At 54.4% G+C, this 20,595-nt stretch carries 19 protein-coding genes; 14 read left to right on the top strand and 5 right to left on the bottom strand.

Annotated features, from left to right (window positions below; genetic code table 11):
* The first annotated feature begins 89 nt into the window (after window positions 1–89).
* Both Poly59_RS30485 and Poly59_RS27040 read left to right on the top strand, forming a co-directional pair.
* Window positions 90–212, top strand: coding sequence for a hypothetical protein (locus tag Poly59_RS30485; RefSeq protein ID WP_261343564.1), 123 nt, complete (start codon window positions 90–92; stop codon window positions 210–212).
* A 356-nt stretch (window positions 213–568) separates the two neighbouring features.
* Complete coding sequence (locus Poly59_RS27040) at window positions 569–1,510, top strand: RluA family pseudouridine synthase (RefSeq protein WP_146537214.1); 942 nt, start codon at window positions 569–571, stop codon at window positions 1,508–1,510.
* Here the strand turns inward: Poly59_RS27040 and Poly59_RS27035 are convergent.
* Window positions 1,507–2,370: a hypothetical protein gene (locus Poly59_RS27035; RefSeq protein ID WP_146537213.1), complete on the bottom strand. Its 864-nt coding sequence runs from the start codon at window positions 2,368–2,370 to the stop codon at window positions 1,507–1,509. The two genes, Poly59_RS27040 and Poly59_RS27035, sit on opposite strands and share 4 nt — an antisense overlap.
* A 328-nt stretch (window positions 2,371–2,698) precedes the next feature.
* On the opposite strand from Poly59_RS27035, the gene Poly59_RS27030 reads away from it, so the two are divergent.
* The 3 genes from Poly59_RS27030 to Poly59_RS27020 all read left to right on the top strand — a co-directional run bounded on the left by Poly59_RS27030 (window position 2,699) and on the right by Poly59_RS27020 (window position 6,806).
* Window positions 2,699–3,892: a phosphoglycerate kinase gene (locus tag Poly59_RS27030; RefSeq protein WP_146537212.1), complete on the top strand. Its 1,194-nt coding sequence runs from the start codon at window positions 2,699–2,701 to the stop codon at window positions 3,890–3,892.
* 267 nt (window positions 3,893–4,159) lie between these two features.
* Entirely contained in the window at window positions 4,160–5,473 is a 1,314-nt protein-coding gene (locus Poly59_RS27025; protein ID WP_246151966.1) for a hypothetical protein, read from the top strand.
* Between the two features lie 58 nt (window positions 5,474–5,531).
* On the top strand, window positions 5,532–6,806 hold the full coding sequence (locus tag Poly59_RS27020; protein WP_246151965.1) for a hypothetical protein: 1,275 nt from the start codon (window positions 5,532–5,534) through the stop codon (window positions 6,804–6,806).
* A 98-nt stretch (window positions 6,807–6,904) separates the two neighbouring features.
* On the opposite strand, the gene Poly59_RS27015 is transcribed toward Poly59_RS27020, so the two are convergent.
* Window positions 6,905–8,473, bottom strand: a complete 1,569-nt coding sequence (locus Poly59_RS27015) for an ammonia-forming cytochrome c nitrite reductase subunit c552 (protein ID WP_146537211.1) — start codon at window positions 8,471–8,473, stop codon at window positions 6,905–6,907.
* A gap of 66 nt (window positions 8,474–8,539) precedes the next feature.
* Complete coding sequence (gene nrfH / locus Poly59_RS27010; RefSeq protein WP_246151964.1) at window positions 8,540–9,109, bottom strand: cytochrome c nitrite reductase small subunit; 570 nt, start codon at window positions 9,107–9,109, stop codon at window positions 8,540–8,542.
* 147 nt (window positions 9,110–9,256) lie between these two features.
* Here nrfH and Poly59_RS27005 point away from each other — a divergent pair, with 147 nt between their 5' ends.
* The 7 genes from Poly59_RS27005 to Poly59_RS26975 all read left to right on the top strand — a co-directional run bounded on the left by Poly59_RS27005 (window position 9,257) and on the right by Poly59_RS26975 (window position 15,957).
* Window positions 9,257–9,937: a Crp/Fnr family transcriptional regulator gene (locus tag Poly59_RS27005; protein WP_146537210.1), complete on the top strand. Its 681-nt coding sequence runs from the start codon at window positions 9,257–9,259 to the stop codon at window positions 9,935–9,937.
* 244 nt (window positions 9,938–10,181) lie between these two features.
* A complete protein-coding gene (locus Poly59_RS27000; RefSeq protein ID WP_246151963.1) occupies window positions 10,182–10,595 on the top strand; it encodes a TadE family protein in 414 nt (137 codons plus the stop codon).
* Between the two features lie 26 nt (window positions 10,596–10,621).
* On the top strand, window positions 10,622–11,767 hold the full coding sequence (locus Poly59_RS26995) for a TadG family pilus assembly protein (protein ID WP_186776549.1): 1,146 nt from the start codon (window positions 10,622–10,624) through the stop codon (window positions 11,765–11,767).
* Between the two features lie 63 nt (window positions 11,768–11,830).
* The gene (locus Poly59_RS26990; protein WP_186776548.1) at window positions 11,831–12,253 is read left to right on the top strand and encodes a TadE/TadG family type IV pilus assembly protein; all 423 of its coding nucleotides are present in this window, start codon (window positions 11,831–11,833) and stop codon (window positions 12,251–12,253) included.
* Between the two features lie 123 nt (window positions 12,254–12,376).
* On the top strand, window positions 12,377–13,966 hold the full coding sequence (locus tag Poly59_RS26985) for a sensor histidine kinase (RefSeq protein ID WP_146537207.1): 1,590 nt from the start codon (window positions 12,377–12,379) through the stop codon (window positions 13,964–13,966).
* Window positions 13,967–14,113: 147 nt separating this feature from the next.
* Complete coding sequence (locus Poly59_RS26980; protein WP_186776547.1) at window positions 14,114–15,517, top strand: protein kinase domain-containing protein; 1,404 nt, start codon at window positions 14,114–14,116, stop codon at window positions 15,515–15,517.
* Window positions 15,517–15,957: a response regulator gene (locus Poly59_RS26975; protein WP_146537205.1), complete on the top strand. Its 441-nt coding sequence runs from the start codon at window positions 15,517–15,519 to the stop codon at window positions 15,955–15,957. Before Poly59_RS26980 ends, Poly59_RS26975 begins: the two co-directional genes overlap by 1 nt.
* Before the next feature lie 24 nt (window positions 15,958–15,981).
* Here Poly59_RS26975 and Poly59_RS26970 read toward each other — a convergent pair whose 3' ends face one another.
* The gene (locus Poly59_RS26970; RefSeq protein WP_246151962.1) at window positions 15,982–16,644 is read right to left on the bottom strand and encodes a hypothetical protein; all 663 of its coding nucleotides are present in this window, start codon (window positions 16,642–16,644) and stop codon (window positions 15,982–15,984) included.
* 645 nt (window positions 16,645–17,289) lie between these two features.
* Here Poly59_RS26970 and Poly59_RS26965 point away from each other — a divergent pair.
* Entirely contained in the window at window positions 17,290–18,084 is a 795-nt protein-coding gene (locus tag Poly59_RS26965) for a hypothetical protein (RefSeq protein ID WP_146537204.1), read from the top strand.
* Window positions 18,085–18,164: 80 nt separating this feature from the next.
* On the opposite strand, the gene Poly59_RS26960 is transcribed toward Poly59_RS26965, so the two are convergent.
* Entirely contained in the window at window positions 18,165–19,340 is a 1,176-nt protein-coding gene (locus Poly59_RS26960; protein WP_146537203.1) for an NAD(P)-dependent malic enzyme, read from the bottom strand.
* Window positions 19,341–19,786: 446 nt separating this feature from the next.
* Here Poly59_RS26960 and Poly59_RS26955 point away from each other — a divergent pair, with 446 nt between their 5' ends.
* Window positions 19,787–20,593: a hypothetical protein gene (locus Poly59_RS26955; RefSeq protein WP_222436179.1), complete on the top strand. Its 807-nt coding sequence runs from the start codon at window positions 19,787–19,789 to the stop codon at window positions 20,591–20,593.
* Window positions 20,594–20,595: the final 2 nt, after the last annotated feature.

The raw sequence follows: 20,595 nt of genomic DNA, 5'->3' as shown, positions 1-20,595 counted from the left end.
CCACTTAAAAGGGTGAATCAACTGAGTTGACGTGGGACGGAATTCGCAGGTGGGATTTTCTTGAGTCAGCCCCGGTGACGACGCATCCGATGCACCGAAAAGAACTGACATTTGAACCCTACCACCGCGCAATCGACGTGCTGGATTTACAGCGAGACAAGTCAACAGAACTTGGCAAAGCAACATCACAGAAACGATTGGCGAAACGTTAACGGAAAAACCTCACACGCAAGTGAGCGAAGCAGTGCCGAATGGGCAACCATTGGCAATTGCTGTCGCAGCGACGCTTCACGTCGCCAATCTCCCTTGCGGACGACTAGGAAACTAACCAGCCGATTTGATCGACGATTCAACGCCATCATAGCGTGTGGCAAGGGCCTTGGGATGGTCAATCACAGCCCACCCAACGCCGCTTTTGCTCGCAATGTCCACTGACCACGTCTTAAGGGTTCAATTCCGCTACTGGGTGATTCGGATTCTCGAAGAACCTTGCTGACCGCGGCAGGACAGTCGCTAGAATGGCGAATTCGCTGCCTCTGAAGTCGTTTTTTTCGCCGAGCCCACTCGAATGCCGCTGACCACTGTCTCGATTTCTGTCCTACCCGAACAAACAGGGCGAATCGACGCGCTCGTTCGGGCCGTTTCCGAGACTTCACACAGCCAGGCTAGGGGAATGATTGACCACGGTTGTGTCAGTATCAATGGAGACCTGTGCGATGACGTGGCCGAAGAAGTGTTCGAAGGCGACGAGGTCGTGCTGAAATTCGATGCCAACCAGCGATATCGCGAAAAAAAGAGAATCCGCTGGGACGATCGCACGTTCACGGTCGCTTATGAAGACGACGACATCATCGTGGTCGACAAAGCCGCTGGAACATTGACGGTCCCGACGGACCATTTTGAAAAGAACACACTGGTCGACCGAGTGTCGCTTTACCTGTCGCACTCAAAACGACCTCGTCCGGCCCACGTGATTCACCGTCTGGACCGCGAGGTCAGCGGTTTGCTGGTGATGGGCAAGGTCGAAACTGCCGCCCAATCGCTGATCGATCAATTCAAGCAGCGGAAACCAACGCGGGTTTATTCCGCGATCGTCGCTGGTGTACTTGCCGATGACGAAGGCACGTTCGACGCGTATTTGGCAACCGGAAATAACCTGGACGTCTTCATTACCGCCCCGTCGACGAGGTCTGAACGTGCGGTGACTCACTACAAAGTCGTCAAACGGATGGACGACACGACTCAGGTCGAAGTGCGTTTGGAAACTGGCAAACGAAACCAAATTCGTGTCCAGTTCGCTGACGCTGGTCACCCGGTGCTTGGTGACCCTCGCTACGAGATCGAGAAGTCGATGCACGCCAGATGGGTTCGCAAACGCATCGCACTGCACGCCGCGACGCTCGGTTTCGATCACCCAACCACGGGAAAGCCGTTGATGGTCGAATCCAAAATGCCGGCAGCGATGCAGAAGTTCCTGAAGGGCGGCGTCGCACGACAGAAGGAACGCTAGGGCTTTTGCGCGACTCGTTCGTCTCGCTCGACGCCGGTGCGAGCGACGCTCATGATCCGCGTCACAAACTCGCCACGCACAGGCTCGGTTACTTGTGGCAATCGTGAAGCCACGTCCAGCATGGCTTGCGGGTTCTTTTCAGATGCCTGCGAAACCTGAGCGATGAACTTCGCTGTTTCGGTAAAGTTGTTGTCGGCCGATCGTCCGATCAAGCCGCTGAGTGTCCTGGCGATCAGGTCCGCGCCTAGGCTTTCCAATTGCAAAAAACAGTCGATCGATCCCGTCACCGTGGTGCGGCCGCCTGACGATTCGGCATAGCGACTGGTCAAGATGAAAACGCCGTTACCGTTGATCGGTTTGGCCACCAGCGGTCCATCGTAGCTGCCCGAAGCCACGAACACGTGCATGTTTGGATCGCCGTAGACCAGATCGACTTGGCAGGTCGTGCCGCTGCCGTCGACGGCTTCCATTTGATACGGACCCGTCCGACTGATCTGGACGTTGGTGATTCCCATCAGGTCCCACATCGCCACTAGGACTTCGGGGTTGCGGCTGAGGAACAAAAACATGTCGCGATCGCAATCAATCATCTGAGTCGGCAGCCGGCGATAGATTGTTGGCTTGCCCGCAATCGACAGAATGCGAGCTTGGGCTTCGCGTGTGAGTCGCTGCATTGGCAACGAGTTGATCGCTGCTTCTTTCTGCGCTCGGCTCGAGTCACCTTCTTTTTCCGAATGGGACTGACCCAACAGGCCTCCGTCGCCCCGAGTTACCGATGGCATCGCCGCGACAACGACCAACAACGCCATCGCGCAGCATGTCCGTCCGCGTCCGATCGTGATTTTCGATCTTTCGGCCACCGATGTCTCCCCCCCGAGTCTCGCTGGCAACCAACACGGACCGATCCACCAATCGGTCGTTTTCTCGTGATTCCTACGTCTCTTTGGGAAACTCAGGCATCCGAGACAGATGGTTGCGCACCGTTCGCCGACGGAATGCCGGACGAAAGGCCTGTGAGGGTTATTCGGCTGCAGGGCGGGACCGAGTTGAGGAAAACGTCGCGATCGGTCATTCTCGCCCAACTGGCGTACTCGACACCTCACCCGCTTTCCCGATAATCGCGGGCTAAGCCGACATTCAATCGTTCAGCGAATATCCCTCAACTATCTCTCACACCCTGAAGACAAGATGGCAAAGAAAACAATCGATCAAGTCGACGTTGCTGGCAAGAAAGTCCTGATGCGAGTCGACTTCAATGTCCCGCTTGATGAAAACCAGAACATTTCTGACGATCGCCGCGTTCGAATGGCGTTGCCGAGCATCAAAAGTGTTGTTGACCGTGGCGGCCAACTGATTTTGATGAGCCACCTGGGACGTCCCGAAGGCAAGGGCTTCGAGGCCAAGTACAGCTTGGCACCAGCCGCCAAGGCGCTCGGCGAAATGTTGGGCAAGCCTGTCGCGATGGCATCCGATACGGTTGGCGACGATGCCGCCGCTAAGGTTGGCGCTCTGACCGATGGCGGAGTCGTGGTGCTGGAAAACTTACGTTTCAACAGCGGTGAAAAGAAGGGCTGTGCCGAGTTCGCTGGCAAGCTTGCCGCGATGGCCGACATCTACTGCAACGACGCGTTTGGCACTTGCCACCGCAGCGACGCATCAATGGTCGCCGTTCCCGAAGCGATGGCTGGCAAGCCGCGTGTCGTCGGTCACTTGGTTGCTCGCGAGATCCAGTATCTGACCGACGCCATCAGCAACCCAGGTCGTCCGTTCGTGGCGATCTTGGGCGGTGCGAAAGTCAGCGATAAGATCAACGTGATTAACAACTTGCTGGGAATCTGTGACGCCGTTCTGATCGGTGGCGCAATGGCCTACACGTTCTCGCTGGCACAAGGCGGCAAAGTCGGCGACAGCTTGGTCGAAAAGGACAAAGTTGAGCTGGCCAAAGAATTGATCGCCAAGGGTGGCGACAAACTTCATCTTCCCGTCGACACGCACTGTGGCGATGACTTCGGCAATATCGCCGGATGCAACAAGAAGGTCGTCGCGGCTGGCGAGATTCCAGACGGCATGGAAGGTTTGGACATCGGTCCGGAAACCGCCAAGCTCTACGCCGAGATCATCAAGAAGGCTAAGACAATCGTTTGGAACGGCCCAATGGGTGTGTTCGAAAAGCCACCCATGGACGCAGGGACCAAGGCCGTTGCTCAAGCCATCGCCGACGGCGACTCGATCAGCATCATCGGCGGTGGTGACAGCGCCGCAGCCGTCGATCAACTCGGTTTCGTCGACCAAGTCAGCCACGTCAGCACCGGCGGCGGAGCGAGCCTTGCGATGCTAGAAGGCCAACGTTTCGCAGCAGTCGATCTGCTCGACGAAGCGTAGTAACCCCAGCATCGAATAAAACGATACCAACACGATTCCCCGGCGCCTCGACCGCCCCGGGAATCGTGTTTCGATGCCGAGATTCGTGAGCGTGCGGATCCAGCCGACGGCGGTTACAGGACGGCACGATTCGGTCAACTTCTGACGCCTTGGCGATGATGCCGGAGCAATTTTGTTGACACGTCGACGCCTATTCTATACACTGGCGTGCAGAACTGCTGTTTCCTGCAGGCTTTCGTTTTGAAATATTGGGCCGAGCCGAACGCGATGACCAGAACCAACCGTCAAGCGATTTTCCACTTCGCAGCGACATTTGTTGTCATTCTTGGTCTAGTGGACCGAGCTTTTGGGCAAGGCGACTACGAACGCCCGCCGATCGACTACCTCAACGCCGAAGTTCACGATCCGTGTGCGATCCTGGCTAAAAAACTTGAATCGGGCAAAGTCAAGCTCGACTACGACGAAACCTACGGCTACTTGAAATCGGTGCTAAAGGAGCTCGACGTTCCGCTGAGTTCGCAGACGCTAGTGTTTTCGAAAACCAGCCTGCAACTTCATCGCATCTCGCCGCGCCGCCCTCGATCGTTGTACTTCAACGACGATGTCTATGTTGGTTACTGCCAGCGTGGAGATGTGCTTGAGTTTGCGTCGACGGACCCGCATCAAGGCGCGACGTTCTACACGCTGTCTCAGTCACAGGAGGGCGAACCCAAGTTCGTGCGCGACAAAGGTGGTTGTCTTTCTTGCCACGCATCGACACGAACTCAGAACGTGCCTGGCTTTCTTGTCCGCAGCGTTTTCTCCGACGCCGCCGGCCGGCCCAAACTAGGCAGCGGGACGTTCACGACCGATCACACCAGCGATTTCAAAGACCGTTGGGGTGGATGGTACGTGACCGGCAACCACGGCAGCATGCGTCACATGGGCAATACGCTTTGCACCGGCGACGAAACCACGTTTGATCGTGAATCGGGCGCCAACGAATCAGATTTGAGCGACCGGTTTCAAACCGATTCGTACCTAACGCCGCACAGTGACATCGTGGCGTTGATGGTGCTTGAACATCAAACCCAGATGCACAATGCGATGATTGCCGCGAACTATGAAACCCGCCAAGCGATTCATCAATCCAACCAAATGAACGAATTGCTCAATCGTCCAGTTGGTCACGTCAGCGAGAGTGCAACGCGGCGAATTGAGTCGTCGGCCAATCGAGTCTTGCAGTACTTGTTGATGTGCGACGAGTTTCAGTTGACGGACGCGGTGTCCGGATCAACTTCCTTTGCCGCTGATTTTCAGGCGAAAGGCAAGAAGGATTCCAAGGGCCGTTCGCTACGAGACCTGGATCTAAAAACTCGCTTGTTCAAGTATCCGTGCAGCTTCTTGATCCATTCGGCTTCGTTTGACGCACTGCCCGACGAGGTTCGCTCGCTTGTCCTGTCGAAGCTGACCGACATCCTTGAAGGACGTGACCAGTCACCGCAGTACGCTCATTTGACGCCGGAACTACGCCGTGAAATCTTGGGAATTCTCCGGGACACAAAGTCTGATTTTCGTAAAGCCGCGTTGGCCAGTCGCTGAGAGTGACGAGCGTTTTAAAACCATCGCGTCCCGAGGCCTTCGAAAAAGAACCGTACCGATGAAGTTGAGTGCCAAAACAGCGTTAGTTTCGATCGCACTCGCTTCGATCGGCGTTAGCCGTTCAGCCAGCGCGCAGTTGAACATGAGCGTTGAGATCGACAAGCCGCCGATTAGTTATTCCGACACGCTCGATAACAATCGCGTGACGCGATTGATCGACGACATTGCCTCAGGCAAAGTAAAACTCACTTACTCGCCCGATCACGGCTATCTGAAATCGTTGCTCGAAGCACTCGAAATCTCCGAGTCATCGCAAACGCTGGTGTTTTCGAAAACCAGCATGCAGGTTCAGCACATCTCCGGGCGCAATCCACGCGCAGTATTCTTCAACGACGACACTTACGTCGCCTGGATCCGCGGCAGCTCGCTGATCGAAATGTCAACGACGGACCCCAAACTTGGCGCCGCCTTCTACACGGTGGATATGCGGCCGTCCCAGGCAAAGGTCAAACGATCAAACTACGATTGCCTGGGTTGCCACTCGACGTCGATGACGGCGGGCGTTCCCGGACACACCGTGCGCAGCGTTTACCCGAATTACGACGGTAGTGTGCGTTCACAGTCGGAATCGTTTGTGTCGGGACATCACAGCCCGTTCAGCCAGCGATGGGGCGGTTGGTATGTGACCGGCTTGCACGGCGATATGGCGCACATGGGCAACGCGTTCTTGCGTGGCACGACGCTAGACACCAAGAACAACGCCAATCGCATGAACTTGCGAAACGATTTTGACACGTCGGGATATTTGTCACCGTACAGCGACATTGTTGCGTTGATGGTGTTGGAACATCAGACGCAAATGCACAACGTCATGACGAAGGCTGACTTTGCGGTGCGCAAGTTGATCCATGATCGCGAGCAATCGGATTTGAAGTTCGACAGCGACGAATGGCAGGCTCAGATGCATCTGGTTGCACGCGAGGTTGTGGACCACTTGCTGCTGCGTGACGAAGTGCTACTAACCGACAAAGTTCAAGGGTCGGTGGTATTCGAAGCTGACTTTGTCTCGCGTGGTCCTAAAGACGATTTCGGTCGCTCGTTGCGAGACTTTGACCTGAAAACGCGGATCTTTAAATATCCCTGCAGCTACCTGATCTACTCCGACGCATTCAATTCGCTGCAACCGGTTTTGCGAACCGAGATCTATCGCCAGTTGCGACTTTCTTTGACGGGCAACGATGCGTCTGGTCGCTATAGCCACTTGGACGAAGCAACGCGATCAAATATTCTGGCGATCCTGCGATCGACGAAGCCTGACTTTGCGGATCAGTAGTCGGCGGGGCACGATAGTTATCCCGCAAAGCGAGCGAACCAGTTGATTCACTCGCTTTCGCTTCGGGCTTGTGTTCGCTGAATTGTCGCTCGCGCGACTCAGTTAGCGACTTCTTCGGTTTCCGGCTTTGCTTTGATAGGCAAACCCAATTTGTAGCAGGCTGCGATTGCTTGGCGAGCATAGTCAACCGACTCGGCCAGGATTCGGGCCGATTCTTGGCTGGCGTGGAAGCCTTTGCTGTTTTCGCTTGCGATGTAATCCAAACGCCACATGGCTTTACGTTGCAAGTCGCGTATCGGCTTCAACTGTTCTTCCGTTGCACCGGCTTCTTGAATGGCGACGATGGCATCGAACATGTCCGTCACTCCGTCAGCCGCGCGGTCGATCAGCGATCGCGTACGGTCCTGGATCAGATCCACGCGAGCCTTGATTTCTTGTTCGGGCACATGGTGGCACGTTTGGCACGCCTTGTTGATGTTCTGCATCGGGCTTCGCACCCAGTGGCTGCTGACCTTGGTCGCACCGACCTTTTCGTAGGGCATGTGGCAATCGCTGCAACTGACGCCTGCACGAGCATGAATGCCTTGGCTCCACAATTCAAATTCGGGGTGCTGTGCCTTGTAGACCTTCGTGCCGGTTTCCTTGTGCACGTAGTCAAAGAACTCGCCTGGGCTCTTGCCGTCGGCGTCCTCAGGGAAGACCGTTTCGTCCCATTCTTTCTCCAGGTTCTCCATCTTTAAACCGTTGCTCCACGGGAACGTCAGCGTCATCTTGTTCGCACAGTAGTACTCGACGTGACATTGACCGCACACGAACGACCGCAACTCTTGACGCGTCGCGTGAACGTTCGGGTCGTATTCGCCTTTCGAACCATCGTCACGCCACTTTTGAATGCTTGGCAGGTGTGGAACAGGATCGTCGCTCTTGGCCAGTTTGGCGATTCCTAAGATGAACCCGGGGCGAGTCACGCGAATCGACATCGTTTCGGGGTCGTGACAGTCGATGCAGGAAACCGGGTGAGCGTTGCCCAAGTGAGGATCGCCGGCTTCGGCTTTGACGACACCGTCGAAAGTCTTTTCAAGTTCGGCGTGGACTTCTTCGTAAGTCTTTTGGCTGACGGCCTTGAACCCCGCCAGCACAGCCTCTTGGTTGTACGATGCGCCGAGAGATTCTTCGGTGACATCTTGTCCCAAAGATTCCATTCCGATGCGTCGGTACGTTGGGATAATCGAAGCGTGGCAGTGCAGACAGGCACCAGCCTGTTGGACGTCGGTCACTCGTTTGGTGACCTCTTGGTCGGCCAACATGTGCGCGTGGCCGCGTGCTTCGCGGTAGTCGATGCTGAATGCATAGCCAGCGAATAAGCGTTTCAACCACGGATGTTCTTTCAATTTGCTAGGTGGCAAAGCGTGATTTCCGCCGTAGTCCGTGTAATCGTCGTCGACCGTCTTTTGATAGTCCTCGAATTGCTGCGGGAAATTTAGCCCCCACGGTTTCGGATCGGTACTAACCTCGTTGACCTCGACGACTCGCACGAACGGCTGGCGAGCTTCCTGTTTGCGTTCGAATATGTTGACCAACAGCGCAGACACGCCGATCGTTGCCAGTGCGACCAGTCCCGTCAGAAGTACAAGCCAGCCGAAACCGCGTTTTGAGTTTTCAGTCATCGAGAAACGTTAGTTGGATAGAGTTGAAGAGAATATCAAATACCGCGACGCAATCGTCCGGCGAAGTTAACGTCCGGCGTGACCCACGCTCTTGTGGCAATGCACGCACGACTGCATGTCGCCGCCCGCCGTATCGGGCAGCAGCGGATGCACAAATTCCTTGTGACAAGAAACGCAGGCGCCTTGCGTCACGCGAGCGTTGCGTGGCTTGATCTGGATCGGGTCCTTGAACCCGCCGACGGTGAAGGCCAACGAGTGAAAGAACCCATTGTCTGCTTTAGTGACCCATTTACCAATAAAGTCGTGTGGCAAATGGCAGTCGTTGCAGACCGCGACGGTGTGGTGACTGCTTTGTTGCCAGGAATCCATGTGCCCCTGCATCACGTGGCAGTTCACACAGGTTTGTGGATTATTGCTCAGATAGCTGGCGCCCTTGCCATAGCCAAACGTGAATGCGCCCAACCCAACCAATGCACCGAGGCAGATGGCGAAAAGGGCCGCCGTTTTGCCCATCCGGTATCGCCGCGGCGCCTTTGACCCCGGGGATTCTGGCTGTCCAGGCTCCTGCGGCTCGCTGTTGGCGGGTTCCGGCGATTGTGACTGATGTTTATCTTCCGACATGAATGCTTCCTGCATCGACGCGAGTTCAGGTGCAACGCGAGTGGAAACCTAACGCGTCGTTCAATACTCGCTAGCCCCTTTTTGCACCGGCAGCTTAACAATCTCGTGACCAACTCGTCTTGATCTAGATCAATCGCACTCAAAAATATTCGGAATTGTTCGATGATTCGGCAGCTGGCCCAAACGATTTCGGCAAGTCAACTGTTTCGCGGTCTTGATCCAGGCCAAATCGATACGCTTGCAGCTGTTTCCGTTTCCAAGAACTTTGTCGCGGGTGAGATGATCTTCGTGCAAGGCAACTCTTGTCCTGGGCTGTTTGTCGTCAAGGTTGGACTCGTCCGGGTGTTTCGAAACGGTGCCGGCGGCCAGCAGCACATTTTGCACCTGTGCGGTCCAGGCCATTCGTTCGCCGAAGCCGCCGTATTCGCGGACTTCAAGTTGCCGGCCAGCGCAATGGCGATGCAGGCGACACAATGCGTGATGATTCCGACCAATGCGATGCAGCATGCGCTTGCCACTAATCACACTTTGTGTCGCCAGATGTTGACTGGTATGTCGATGTGGACACAACACTTTGTGCAACTGCTCGACAATATTGTGCTGCGAGATGCTTCCGAACGTGTTGCTCGGATCCTTTGCTCGGCCCACGTCGATTCCGTCGGTGCTTTGTTACTGCCCGGACCAAAAAAGGATCTAGCCAATCATCTAAATTTGACCGGCGAAACATTTTCTCGGGTCCTTCGCCGGCTAAGCGATCAGGGCTTGATCGAAATCGACGCCAATCATGCCATTCGCGTGATCGACGCGACTGGGTTGTCGAGACTGAGCGAGCTGGATTCCTAAATCCTGCACTCTCTCGTTTATCAGCGGCGTTAGTTCACGTCACGGACAATGCCACTTTGGTTAAGGGGGGACCAGCCCCCCACGAATAATCGCGATTTCTAGAGCTTTCTGCACATTGTTGACCTAAGTTTTAGCAAGAGGCAGAGGCTTGACTGAGAGAATCCCTAGAAACGCATCTCTAGTCACTCTCTATCCAGAAGGTTCGCTTCGGTGTGAATGCTCAAACCACCTAGCCGGCACAATTGTGATATCCAGACAAAAACGAACGTTCCAAAGCGGATCCCGACGGGCAGTTGCTGCCGTCGAGTTCGCCGTTTGCTTACCGATCCTGACTCTTGTCGTATTCGGCTCGATCGAGATGAGTCACGGGATCTTCGCGAAACAGGCCGGCACTGCGGCTGCCTACGAAGCCGCGCGACTCGCGACTTCAACAGGCGGAACCGAAATCGCTGCGAGACAGCGTGCGGATGAAGTCTTGAATGCAATGAACATTGATGGCGGAACCGTCCAAATCACTCCGGAAGTGAACGCGACGATGAGTCGAGGCACGGTGGTTACGGTGACCGTACAGATTCCATCGGAACTGAATTCGGGTGGTTTGAATTTCATCATGCCACCGCGTCAGATCACGACGAGCATTGCAATGGTGAAGCTATGAATTACGCGAGTCAAAAAAGAAACAACGTGACGGCAAAAACAAACCGCCGACGAACCGGTTCGGCCGCCGTGCTGGTATTGGCATCGTTCACCGTTTTTTTGTTGATGGCGGCGTTGTCGATCGATGTCGGCTACATGCAATTGTCGCGGCTCGAATTGCGTGCGGCTGCCGACTCGGCCGCAAAAGCAGGTGCGGAATCGCTAGTCCGCGAAGACTCGACGTCGGCCGCTCGAACTGCCGCAATCACTCTCGCCGCTGCGAACAAGGTTGGTGGATCGGGACTCGTTTTGACCAACGCCGATATCCAATTTGGACGCTCGGAACGACAACCCGATGGATCATGGTCATTCGTCGCGGATGCATTGCCGTTAAGCGCAGTTCGTGTTACCGCGTCTCAGCCAGTGTCGCTGTTTTTTGGCGGGATCACCGGCAGCCACTCATTCAGCACCAGCTTGCAATCAACAGCGAGCTTTGCAGATAACGAAATTTGCGTGGTAATCGATCGCTCGCATTCCATGTGCTTTGACCTGACAGGTAATGAATTCTCGTATCCCCCTGCGATTGCGACAACGCCAGACGACCCGGTCATCTATCCGCCAGACCCAACGGAAAGCCGGTGGTCTTACTTACAGCAAGCCGTCGTCGAGTTTGTTGACATAATCGAGGATCGCAACTCGAGTCAAAAAATCGGCTTAGTGAGCTTTGGATCTGAAATTGACTTATCGACCTACGAGGGCGGACTCACTGGAAGAACTTTTCCTGCATCAAGTACTGACGTTTCCCTCGGTGACGATTTCGCTGGCATTCGATCATCCGTCGAAAGTCGTGGCAGCGATGTGATGCTTGGTGGCACAAACCTGTCCGCCGGATTGCAAGCGGGTATTGATATGTTGACCGAGCCAAACGTAACATCGCATGCGAAAAAAACGTTGGTCGTGATGACCGACGGTAAATGGAATTTCGGAACCGACCCCGTCTCGCTTGCGCAAACGGCGAAAAGTAATGATATCACGGTGCATACGGTAACTTTTCTGGCTAATGCAGACCAAGCTGATATGGTCTCAGTCGCAAACGCGGGCGGTGGGCGTCACTACCACGCCAGCAACGGTGTCGCGCTCGTCGAAGCTTTTCGCGAACTCGCTTTTAGTCTTCCCGTAACGCTGATTGATTGATCAATTCCCAAATCCGTGATGAAACCAAGACCCATGAATCGGCGAACAGAAAGCCAACGCATCATGAATCGAACTTTGCGACAACGTCGCGGAACCACAGCGATCGAGCTAGCACTAGTGATTCCCGTTCTGTTTGGACTCTTGTTTGCCGCCATCGACTTTGCTCGTGTTCAAAACATTCGTGACACCGCATCGCTTGCTGCGTACGAAGGCGCTCGACAGGGAATCTTGCCGGGCAAGTCAGCAGCAACCGTCCGCGAGGTTGCCCAAGAAAACATCGACGCGCTCGGTGTCCTCGACGCCGTGATCACTGTGACGCCATCGACCATCACTGATCAGACTCCTGAGATCACGGTCAGCATCGACACGCCACTGTCGACAAATTTGTACGCGTACTGTTCGTTTTTCAAGAACAAAACCATCCACGCGACTTGCTCACTCAAACGCGAGTCCGAGCTGACAGGCATGTCAGCGACCGGGCCGTAACGCTCACTGCCGCAACGTAGATTTGCGATCCGTTCTGCACGACTGAGAAACCGTCGGCCGCTCGTGCTAGAATGCAAGCAACCGCTGACCAGTCACTGGTTCTTTTGCACCGATCGGATCCGCGTGAATAAACAAAATTCGCCTCGCCTTTTTGTCGGAGTCGCGATTGCGACTGGAATCGCAATCTTTGCGATGGACTGTTGGTTACCGGTTGGTATAGCGGCGCCGGTCGCCTACATCGCCGGCATCTATTTTGCGTATCTGTCGCGCAGTTACAAGGCTGTTCTGCTTTCCGCCGTTTTGTTTACCGTTCTATCGCTGGTCGGTTGGTACGTGTCGCTCGGCGAAGACACTATCTGGAAAGCAATCGAAAACCGCTGCTTGTCGATCCTAGCAATCTGGATGACCAGCTTTTTCTGCATACGGTTCTTGCATGAACTTCGTGTTAGTCAAGATTTAGCGACCGAGTTGTCGAACCAACGCGAACAACTTCAGCGAAGCGAAGAGCAGGCGCGATCGATGGTTGCGCTCCAAACCGCGGACCTAGCCAACACGAACGATCAACTTGAACTGACACTGAGGGGAGCCAACGTTGGTCTGTGGAATTGGAACGCAAAGACGGGGGAAGTCGATTACTCGCCGACATTCATGAAGCAACTCGGCTTCACGGACGAGACGGAGTGGACGTGCTTCGAAGATTGGAAATCGAGCTTGCACCCCGATGATCACGACAGCGCGATGAAGCGAGTTGAAGACTATTTTTCTCGTATCACCGACGAATACAAGTCGTCGTTTCGGTTGCGGTGCCGTGATGGCTCTTATCGCTGGATGCTTGCACAAGGTCGCGCGGTTTTCGATGACGACGGAGCTCCGGTTCGGATGATGGGTGTTCATGTCGACGTGACCGAGCAGGTCTATGCAGAGCATGAACTGAAGCGACTAAATCTTGCTCTCGAAAGTGCCAACACGGCGCTTAAAGAAAGCAATATTGATCTGCAGCAATTTGCCTACGTTGCGTCGCACGATCTGCAAACTCCGCTACGCGCGATCGCGGGATTTTCGCAGTTGCTACAAGTCGACTACAGCGGCAAGCTAGATGCAAACGCTGACGGCTACATCGGCAGGATCGTTGTGGGGGTCAAGCGGATGCAGACGATGATCAACGACTTGTTGGCATACTCGCGAGTCCAATCACAAGCGTCTCCCTTCGAGGAGGTTTCACTGGATGATGTCTTTGTCGACGCGATTTCACTCCTGGAAGCTCAAATTGACGACACCCAGGCTGATGTGACTTCCCAACCCCTTCCGACTGTCAACGGCGACCCTGCCCAGCTTTCTCAGTTGCTTACCAACTTGATCGGAAATGCTCTCAAATACCACAGTGGGAAACCAGTCATCCGTGTCTGGGCAGTTCGAAATGCCGACGGTTGGTCCATTGCGGTCAATGACAACGGAATCGGGATTGCACCCAAATATCACGAGCGAGTGTTTGAGGTGTTCCGCCGACTGCACGATCAACAGCAGTATCCGGGAACCGGAATCGGACTTGCCGTTTGCCGACGAATCGCAAAACGACACGGTGGCGGAATCCGACTCGACTCTGCCGAAGATCGTGGTAGCACATTCTGGATCGACATTCCCGATGTGATTGAGGTGCGTGATTCTGATGTTCGAAACGGTGCTCTGGGGGACAAACCTGACCAGACCTCTTAAAAAATCAGGAATCGTGCCCCCCCTAGCTCGGTACTATACCTAGAATGTGGCTGGCTCTTTCCAGATCCGTTCTTCAACACACAAATGAACAAGCCGCCACCCTCGTCGTTTATTCGCTCTACTAGCTCGACGTCCTACGAGAGCCAGGTGACGAGTTTGGTTTCGGATTCGATTGTTCAGCGACTGCGAAACAGTGGACAGTTTTCTTCCGTTCAATTGAGTCTCGTTCAGGAAGAACTTGATCGTTATTTCGTAAGCGTGGCAGAAGACGAATGGTCGTTCATTGAATTGCCAGCCGGCACGCAAATTGGCGACTATGAAATCGCCTCGTTGATCGGCGAAGGCGGTTCAGGTCAAGTCTACCGGGCCAAGCATCGATCGCTTTCCAATCATACGGTAGCGTTAAAGCTGATCAAAAATGTTCAATCGACCAACCGATTTCGCCGTGAAATGGAACTGGTCCAACGTCTTGCCCATCCGAACGTTGTGGTTTCGTACGAGGTCGGTGACCACCGCGGCGTGCTGTACATTGCAATGGAAGAGATGTCGGGGCCCGATCTCCACAAACGTGTCAGTATCTCCGGCCCGATCAACTGGCAGTCGACAATCCAGATAATGATCGACGCGGCTCATGGACTCGAACACGCCCATCAACGGGGGCTGATTCACCGTGACGTGAAACCTGGCAACTTGATCATGGACGGCCGGCGTACGAAGGTCACTGACTTGGGGTTGGCGGTATTGACCGAAGACATCGGCAAGCCGTCCGCTCAAGCGTTTCACACTCGATGCGAAATGGCAGCAGGAACGCCAGAATTCATGGCACCGGAACAGGCCCTATCGCTCGCGTCCGCTACCCCGCTTTCGGACATCTACGCGTTGGGCGCAACGTGGTTTTTTCTGTTGACGGGAATGTCGCGCATTGGGGGGGCGACGCTCGGCGAGAAGATCTCGAATTTAGTTAAGAACGAGCACGTCAATCAGCTGTCGGAATTGATTGCCCCCGAAAGCGTTAGATGTGTGTTGAACCGCATGGTAGCGCATCACGCCGAGGACCGCTTCTCGTCAATGGCGGATGTTGCAACTGCACTGGAAGCGATTCGGACTGGCAAGTCAGCCGACTCGCCAAAACATGGCATCGAAATACTGATCGTCGAGGACAACCAAGACGACCTGTTTTTGACGCTCGAGATGCTAAAAAGAGGGAACAATTCTGTCACGGTTCACGAAGCGCGAACACTCGCCGAAGCGGTCGAGGTAAAGCATCAGCATCCAGCAATTGACCTGGTGTTGTTGGATTTGCAGTTACCTGACAGTTCAGGGATCGACACCGTCCGTCAAGCAAGATCCGAAATGTCCAACGTTCCGCTCGTTGTACTAACCGGACAAGACGACATCATCGTCGGGAAGGCCTGCATTGAAGCAGGTGCTGACGAGTTTGCGTGTAAGAATGATCTAACCTCGCATCTGCTCGAACGAATCATCTTCATCACCCTCAGTCGATGCTCGCACCAAGGCAATACGATTGCCGATCGTCACGGTGCGTCCTGATGACGAGCGAAGTATTCAATGTCCTGCTTGTCGAAGACAATGATGATGACTTCGCACTTGCACGCGAGGGTTTTCGACGCACTCGAGTCGAAGTTTGCTTGCACCACGTGACAAACGGCGTCGAGTGCATGCGTTACTTGCGTAAGACCGAAAAATTCGCCAACTCGCCTACGCCAGATCTGGTTCTTCTGGACTTGAACATGCCGGTGATGGACGGCCGAGAAGTACTGGCCGAGATCGCCAAAGATGACAGCTTAAAGCGATTGCCGGTCGTCGTTCTAACGACGTCAAGTTCGATGGTCGATACCATGATTTCGTACCAGTTGGGATGCAACGCCTACGTCGTCAAACCGGTCGACATTCATGACTTTCAACAGGCAATTGACCGACTGTGCGAGTTCTGGCTCGAAACCGTCAAGCGTCCCTGCAAAACAAACTGATGCAACCGTAATACGTTCGCGACACTATTTCAGACTCGGCAGGATCAGTCGTTTGCCACAGTTTTCGATTACGAACTGAGTGATCGCTTCTTGCTGCTGGGCCAACGCATCGGCGACCGACTGAGTGACCTGCTGGTCTGCACGACTGCGAAACATCTTGGGAACCGAGACTTCGATTTCCATTCGAAGATCGAGTTGAACGTCCGTGTTATCACCGTTTGCCGTTGCGACCAATGACGTGGCATAGGCTTTGATGCTATCTTGCTCGCCGATTGATTCGGTCGTCACGTCAATTCTGTTTTCCGATACGTTGGCCCGTTGGCGAAGCGTCAACTCGGTATTGTCGATGTGCGGATCGTTGACGCTAACCTTGATGGTCTTGGTGGCATCGAGTTCGGATTTCGACGTGCCACGAATCGCGTTGAGCAGCGGGCGATCATCCTTGGACGTGTCAAGATCAAGGCTGTCGACGCTCTCACTGATCAACTCCATACCGCCGTGATTCACGATCGCCTTAGTCGCATTGAGGCGAACCATCATTTGTCGAAACTTATCGAAATCACATTCGATCGTAAAAGCGCGGTCACCGAGTCCGGTCGCCCGGTAAGGCATCGGTTTGAACTGCCATCCGACAACTACGGCCACGATTGCAAACAGGCCGGCGAAAGCAATTAATGATTTTTTCATGCCATCGATTCTAATTGGCAAGTAAACATCGCAACATTGGTCTAAGTGGTTTCTGTCCGCCTCTGTAAGGTAAAATGGCAAATTGCCTGAGTTTTCACGGTAACTTACGGATGGTGACTCAATCCGACCGGTTCGCAGAATGCTTGATTGAACATGAATAGACGGATAAAATCCCGTAACGAATCTTGCATTCTTATCCTGGCCATCGACTGTCTTTTTTGCCTGGAAAAGTGCGATCGCGCAGACGACCAAGACTCTTACCAGTCTGGCTGAACTTCGAGAGTGACATAAGGCGGGCGATACGAACGTGTTCGCCAAGGCCCTCAGGGACTCGGCGTCGTCACAGAGGCCCGTTCCGGGCGGCGATGGTCTCGGATACGTTACACCTCGTGAGCGCGATGGCTGACACGGTATTCCAGCTTCGATCCATTTCTAAATCATCGAACCTTTCTGAACCACCAAATCGCCGGGTAAAAGAACCGGCCTCCGATTGGCCATGTCGACAGGAATCATTGAGCAGCAAGGCGGCGATATCCTGTTGCAATCGCAAGAGCCTAGAGGTGCGTGCTTCGACACATTTCTTTCGGCGACACCCTCCCGTGTAGACACGCCTCCAAAATTGAAACTTTCAAATTGAGCAGCTAAATGAGCAGTCAAGCGACCGACACTACCATCTTCATCGGAGGTGTTACTTTCCCAACCTCACGCCCGCACGGCTTCGGGTTGGTGGTTGACCGACCAAGCGATGCAGCATCCGAGGCGGTCGCCGACGACTACCTGCACGAAATTTTGCTAACGGACGCGAATCGCGGTTCGCTCTTGTCCCTGATCGAAACCGAAGGGTTGATCGTTTGTCGAAATGTTCATAGTACTGCACCGACCTATCGCAAGGTTCGCGGTAAGTCGAGTGTCTCGAAACTGAGTCAGGCAGAGTACTATCACCACGATGGTTGCAGTGCACCAACGAAGCCACGTGTGGTTGAAATTCGATGTCCGCACCAAGCGATCACGCGCAACATTGCCACAGCGATCGCTCCACTGCCAGCGGTGATTCGCGCGATGGTCATGAAGCTGCCCGATGCGCTGGTAGCCGACGATCTTGTTGAAGTGCGTGAACGGTTTGCTGCGAATCCGGACGACTATCCCGCCGTTGAGACATGGGATTCCATTCAAGGCAAAGTTACTCGCCTGGCCCGCCGTGAACTTGATGCTGAAAGCTGTCGCCAGTACTTTCGCCAAGTCGATGAGATGGCCGGCGCTTACGTTCTGCCTTGGGAAATGGGCGAGAGTCGGTTGATGCTCAACTCGCACGCTGATCTAACGCGGACGATGCAGCATCGACGTGCTTATCAAAAGCCGCGACTAGAAAGCGAGCAAAACGGCAGCCTTGTCAAACGTTGGCCCGCCGAAGAAGTCGGCGATTGCAAAGTCTGCTCCTGAGTTGAAGGGCACGCAGATGCCCAACGGCATACAGACACAACCCGCAGACACAACGCGAAACCCGCATGCGTCTCGCTGACCTATTCCACTTTCGCCGCCTCAGCAACCGCCGCTGCGATGCGAGGTGCAACCGAACGGTCCAGTGGGTCGGGCAACACACGCTCGAGTGACAGATCAACGGTTGCGTCAGCCAACGCATGTGCTGCGGCAAGTTTCATTTCTTCGGTAATCGAAGTCGCACAGGCGTCCAACGCCCCACGGAAGATTCCGGGAAACGCCAAAACGTTGTTAATCTGGTTCGGAAAGTCGCTGCGTCCCGTCCCGACCACCGCGGCGCCGCCACGTCGCGCTTCATCGGGCATGATCTCAGGAACCGGGTTCGCCATCGCCAAGACGATAGAGTCCTTCGCCATTTTAGAAACGTCGTCTGCCGAAATGATGTTTCCTTTGCTAACGCCGATGAAAACGTCTGCTCCCACCAGCATCTCCTGAAGTGATCCGCTCCGATTCGTGCGGTTGGTGTACTTCAACAGTTCACGCTTGTAGTCCACCAAATCTTTGCGTCCACTGTGAATCGCTCCCTTGGTATCACATACGATCACATCTTCCACAGGGATACAGACGTTCGGGCTGTGTCCGACGCATCGCAGCAAACGAGCGATGGCAGTACCGGCGGCACCTGCACCATTGATCACGACTTTCATTTGTGTGATGTCGCGGCCCAAAACTTTGGCAGCGTTTAGTAGTGCTGCCAACAGAACGATCGCAGTGCCATGCTGGTCATCGTGAAAGACAGGAATGCCGATGTCTTGCAACTGCTGTTCAACGGCAAAGCATCTGGGTGCGGAGATGTCTTCTAAGTTGACACCCCCAAATACAGGAGCAATCCGCCTGACCGTGGCAACAATCTCGTCAACGTCTTGAGTGTCCAAGCATAGCGGCCACGCGTCAATGTTGGCAAACTCTTTGAACAACAACGCCTTGCCTTCCATCACCGGGATGGCTGCGTGAGGGCCGATATTGCCCAGCCCCAGTACCGCCGAGCCATCCGTCACAACTGCGACACTATTCCGCTTGATTGTGAGCTCGCGAGCCTTGCTTTGGTCGTTCGCGATCACCTCGCACGGTCGAGCGACACCGGGGGTGTAGGCCAGCGACAGATCATCGCGATTCGCAACCGGCATCTTGCCAACGACTCCGATTTTGCCCCGCAACTGCTCGTGGACGATGAGGCTTCGTTCGAAGAAATCGGTCATCTTGACTACCTAAAGAATGGAACCAGGCATCGGCTGCGTGTGTGCGGTGACACGGCGTCGCGTCATTGGAAAGACTTCCCGACATCCCGATGACCGTTGATGATACGCATCATCACGATCCAGCACACTATCAAGATCATGTGATTCGCAGATCGGATCGATCAGCGACCAAGCATCCTCGGATCAATACGTTCCCTAAAACAATTGCGACTCGAAAGCATTTTTGCTGACTAATCGCTGAAGACGCTGTGACGTTTGGGCACCGATGGAATCGGTTGCCAAGGATGGCTGTCTTTGCATAAGAAACGGCTGGAAATAGAATGTGCATCATCGCATTGGTCGACAGCCCAAAATTCAGGCAGATTGTGAACGAGCCGAACCCAAACAAATTGCCGATCACATGTCTTCGAATCGGGGCCTTTTTGTGCTTCGCTGGTTGGACCTGGGTGCATTTTTATTGGGAAGGACCCTACGGCGTCCTTCTATGGCACGAAGCCACTTTTGAATTTGCGAATCGATTCGGCGTCAGTTGGGAAGAGTTTGTCGGTTCGGGTGCCGACGATGGCATCGTGCAAAAATGGCTCGCCCGAATCTGGTGGCCTTATCTTGTATGCACGGTGCTAACGATCACGGTGCGAACAAAATCCTGGTTCCAAATGTCCGTATTGGTGGGTGGTAGCGGTTTGTTGACGCTGCTTAGCTACGCTAAGTACGTTGGTTCGAAACACCAACTGCCGATGTTCGTCGAGCATGGCGGTCAGATGCTGATCCCGATTCTGCTCGTCATGGCAATCGCATTGGGAGCGGGGCACCGTGCGACGGTGATCACTGCTGTCGTTGCCGCGATCATGACCTTTGCTGGTCATGGTTGCTATGCGTTTGGATTTTGGCCTACACCTGGCATGTTCTACGCCATGACAACCCTGATTCTTGGCGTTGAATATCCGACTGCTCAGGCGCTGTTGCGAATCGCTGGCGTTCTTGACTTTGTGTTCTGTGTCGGCATTTGCATTCCTTATTTTCGTCGCGCGAGCGCGTTATACGGAACCGTTTGGGGATTTCTAACCGCCGTCGCACGGCCGGTGGCGGGCATGTCTTGGGGGCTGAATTACTGGGGCGCCGACCAGTTTTTACACGAAGCCGCACTTCGGGCCCCCCACTTTATGATACCGGCGTTTCTGTTTTTCTTATGGCGGCGCCCACGTCCCCGTGAAAGCACAGATACACTAGCTACGACTCAATCCGATCGATAGGA

The sequence above is a fragment of the Rubripirellula reticaptiva genome (assembly GCF_007860175.1).
GTDB lineage: Bacteria > Planctomycetota > Planctomycetia > Pirellulales > Pirellulaceae > Rubripirellula > Rubripirellula reticaptiva.
This window is presented reverse-complemented; position numbering and strand designations above follow the sequence as displayed.

What these genes read in the sequence shown, in the direction of transcription:
- Poly59_RS27040 (WP_146537214.1), top strand. Translation starts at nt 569, where the DNA reads ATGCCGCTGACCACTGTCTCGATTTCTGTCCTACCCGAACAAACAGGG.
- nrfH (WP_246151964.1), bottom strand. Translation starts at nt 9,109, where the DNA reads ATGCAGGAAGCATTCATGTCGGAAGATAAACATCAGTCACAATCGCCG.
- Poly59_RS26975 (WP_146537205.1), top strand. Translation starts at nt 15,517, where the DNA reads ATGACGAGCGAAGTATTCAATGTCCTGCTTGTCGAAGACAATGATGAT.
- Poly59_RS27005 (WP_146537210.1), top strand. Translation starts at nt 9,257, where the DNA reads ATGATTCGGCAGCTGGCCCAAACGATTTCGGCAAGTCAACTGTTTCGC.
- Poly59_RS26990 (WP_186776548.1), top strand. Translation starts at nt 11,831, where the DNA reads ATGAATCGAACTTTGCGACAACGTCGCGGAACCACAGCGATCGAGCTA.
- Poly59_RS26960 (WP_146537203.1), bottom strand. Translation starts at nt 19,340, where the DNA reads ATGACCGATTTCTTCGAACGAAGCCTCATCGTCCACGAGCAGTTGCGG.
- Poly59_RS27030 (WP_146537212.1), top strand. Translation starts at nt 2,699, where the DNA reads ATGGCAAAGAAAACAATCGATCAAGTCGACGTTGCTGGCAAGAAAGTC.
- Poly59_RS26965 (WP_146537204.1), top strand. Translation starts at nt 17,290, where the DNA reads ATGAGCAGTCAAGCGACCGACACTACCATCTTCATCGGAGGTGTTACT.
- Poly59_RS27025 (WP_246151966.1), top strand. Translation starts at nt 4,160, where the DNA reads ATGACCAGAACCAACCGTCAAGCGATTTTCCACTTCGCAGCGACATTT.
- Poly59_RS30485 (WP_261343564.1), top strand. Translation starts at nt 90, where the DNA reads ATGCACCGAAAAGAACTGACATTTGAACCCTACCACCGCGCAATCGAC.
- Poly59_RS27020 (WP_246151965.1), top strand. Translation starts at nt 5,532, where the DNA reads ATGAAGTTGAGTGCCAAAACAGCGTTAGTTTCGATCGCACTCGCTTCG.
- Poly59_RS26970 (WP_246151962.1), bottom strand. Translation starts at nt 16,644, where the DNA reads ATGAAAAAATCATTAATTGCTTTCGCCGGCCTGTTTGCAATCGTGGCC.
- Poly59_RS27015 (WP_146537211.1), bottom strand. Translation starts at nt 8,473, where the DNA reads ATGACTGAAAACTCAAAACGCGGTTTCGGCTGGCTTGTACTTCTGACG.